4 protein-coding genes are annotated in these 2,313 nt (G+C 33.1%); 3 read left to right on the plus strand and 1 reads right to left on the minus strand.

Going from position 1 to position 2,313, the window contains the following annotated elements; all coding sequences use genetic code 11:
• Nucleotides 1–103: 103 nt before the first annotated feature.
• The 3 genes from FYJ80_RS11480 (at nucleotide 104) to FYJ80_RS11490 (ending at nucleotide 1,952) form a co-directional block, all read left to right on the plus strand.
• Nucleotides 104–691 (plus strand): DUF5131 family protein, encoded by a 588-nt coding sequence (locus FYJ80_RS11480; protein ID WP_328596789.1) that lies wholly within the window; start codon nucleotides 104–106, stop codon nucleotides 689–691.
• Between the two features lie 116 nt (nucleotides 692–807).
• Nucleotides 808–1,353: a chromate transporter gene (locus tag FYJ80_RS11485; RefSeq protein WP_154427032.1), complete on the plus strand. Its 546-nt coding sequence runs from the start codon at nucleotides 808–810 to the stop codon at nucleotides 1,351–1,353.
• Complete coding sequence (locus tag FYJ80_RS11490) at nucleotides 1,350–1,952, plus strand: chromate transporter (protein ID WP_154427034.1); 603 nt, start codon at nucleotides 1,350–1,352, stop codon at nucleotides 1,950–1,952. The genes FYJ80_RS11485 and FYJ80_RS11490 overlap by 4 nt, the downstream gene beginning before the upstream one ends.
• On the opposite strand, the gene FYJ80_RS11495 is transcribed toward FYJ80_RS11490, so the two are convergent.
• Nucleotides 1,944–2,204 carry a hypothetical protein gene (locus tag FYJ80_RS11495; protein WP_154427036.1) on the minus strand — a complete coding sequence of 87 codons (261 nt, stop codon included), beginning with the start codon at nucleotides 2,202–2,204 and terminating at the stop codon, nucleotides 1,944–1,946. The two genes, FYJ80_RS11490 and FYJ80_RS11495, sit on opposite strands and share 9 nt — an antisense overlap.
• Nucleotides 2,205–2,313 lie beyond the last annotated feature (109 nt).

The following is a 2,313-nucleotide window of genomic DNA, read 5'->3' on the forward strand; positions in this document are numbered from 1 at the left end:
TATGAGCTGCTACTACATTACGTCTTGTTTGCTCTGGATAGTGATTATACATGTTGTTTTCGTCCTTTTAGAAGAATTTTCATACAATCGGAAAAAAACTTAAATATCAGCTGAAAACACGTTTACTGTTTATCTCTGCTTTTCAACTGATTTTCTTTTAGAGGAGGCAGATTGCTGGAGACCTGATTGCTGGCGCATGATTAAAGAAAGAGAGGATTGTCACTTTCTCTTTTTAACAAAACGTATTTCAAGATTACAAAACTCTCTCCCTCCCGATTGGCAGGATGGTTATGACAATGTAACTATTTGCTGCACTATAGAGGACCAAGAGAGTGCAGATAAAAGGCTTCCTATTTTTAATTCATTATCAATAAAGCATAGAGTAATTACAGCACAGCCTTTAATAGAAAGGATTGATATTTCAAAGTACCTAAGTGGTATTGAGGAGGTTGTTGTTGGAGGTGAATCAGATAGGGATGCTCGTGTTCTTGATTACTCATGGGTTTTAGATCTTAGAGAGCAATGCAAAGCGTCAAATGTTAACTTTATATTTAGACAGCTTGGTACTCATTTTATAAAGGATGGTAATTATTATACAGTTAAAACGCCATTATTAATGAGCCAAGCTAGAAAGGCAAATATAAATGTAAATATAGAGAATAAAAGAGCAGCATACACATTCTATTCATAATTAGAATATCTAGACAAATTATACAAATGTACAAAGCTATCTATTTATAATCCTTTATTTTCACTAGAATAAAAAAGTGAAAATTCTTAAATTGTGAGATTAAAAGGATTATTTATATGAATATCTATCTAGATTTGTTTTTAACATTTGCAAAGATGGGCGTAATGACCTTTGGAGGTGGATATGCAATGCTTCCAATTCTTCAAAGAGAAATTGTTCAAAAGAAGAAATGGGCAAGTGATGAGGAGATCATGGATTACTTTGCTATTGGACAATGTACTCCAGGAATTATTGCAGTTAATACAGCTACCTTTATTGGCCAAAAGACTGCTGGTAATTTAGGAGGAATAGTAGCAACACTTGGTATAGTATTCCCTTGCTTCGTGATTATATCTTTACTTGCTGGAGTTATCGAAACCTTCTCTCACCTTGTATTTGTCCAGAAGGCATTTGCAGGAATTAGAATATGTGTTTGTGTTTTAATTTTAAATGCTGTTATGAAGCTTTTTAATAAAGCAATTGTTGATAAGCCAACTCTAGTAATATTTATATTAGTAACTATATTAGCGTATTTTACAGCAATTAATCCTATCATCTTTGTTGTTGCTGCTGCTATTGCAGGAATAGTAATTCAACAGCTAAAGGGGAGGGAATCAAAATGATAGTACTACTTCAATTATTCTATGAATTCTTTAAGGTTGGTCTCTTCGCTGTTGGCGGTGGTATGGCCACTATTCCATTTTTGTATGATCTAGCTGAGCGAACTAGCTGGTTTACTCAAATGGATTTAATGAATATGATCGCAGTAAGCGAGTCTACACCTGGTCCTATCGGAGTAAATATGGCAACCTATGTTGGTTATGTCACCGGAATGAACCAGGGTGGAATTATTAGTGCAGTTATTGGTGCTCTTATTGCTTCTCTTGGCTTAGTAACACCATCGATAATTGTAATATTAATAGTTGCTAGGTTCCTTAAGAGCTTTAGAGATAATAAATTTGTTAATGCTTCCTTTTATGGGCTTAGACCTACCTCTGCAGCATTAATTGCAGCTGCAGGCTTAAGTGTCGCAATAACTAATCTTCTTAATCTTGATTTGATAAAAAGTGGGACTTTTACTATAGATGCTATAAATTATAAGGGCTTAATTTTAGCTGTAGTTCTATGGATTTTTACAAATAAAGTAAAAAAGACTAAGGGACTACACCCAATTATTTTTATTATCATCTCAGCAATTGTTGGAATAGTATTTTCATTTTAATAGCTTTAGTACCTTTATAATAGGACCCTTCTTTTCATCATCTAGCATTATATATGATGCTATTGTTGAAGGAAGGGTTTTATAAAGCTTCTTTAAAAACTCATCTATATCGCTTACTCCTGTTTTTTCTATCATCTCAAATAGTGCTTCAACAAAGAGCTTTCTCTCATTCTCATCAAGCTTAGAAAGTACAGAATTTATTCTAAGATTTCTTTTAATAGCATCCTTTGTAAGCTTTATGCTAAGAGACATGTCAAGACAATTAGTTAAAAATTATCCGAATATTTAAGCTACCTCTTCTATATTAATATTAGGGAAAGTTCCCTGTTTATATACTTCATCTGGTGTTTGATAATCTAAG

The organism is Bullifex porci (assembly GCF_009695635.1).
Taxonomy (GTDB): Bacteria; Spirochaetota; Spirochaetia; order Sphaerochaetales; family Sphaerochaetaceae; genus Bullifex; species Bullifex porci.

Coding starts and splice junctions, on each gene's coding strand:
- FYJ80_RS11485 (WP_154427032.1), top strand. CDS start 808: ATGAATATCTATCTAGATTTGTTTTTAACATTTGCAAAGATGGGCGTA.
- FYJ80_RS11490 (WP_154427034.1), top strand. CDS start 1,350: ATGATAGTACTACTTCAATTATTCTATGAATTCTTTAAGGTTGGTCTC.
- FYJ80_RS11495 (WP_154427036.1), bottom strand. CDS start 2,204: ATGTCTCTTAGCATAAAGCTTACAAAGGATGCTATTAAAAGAAATCTT.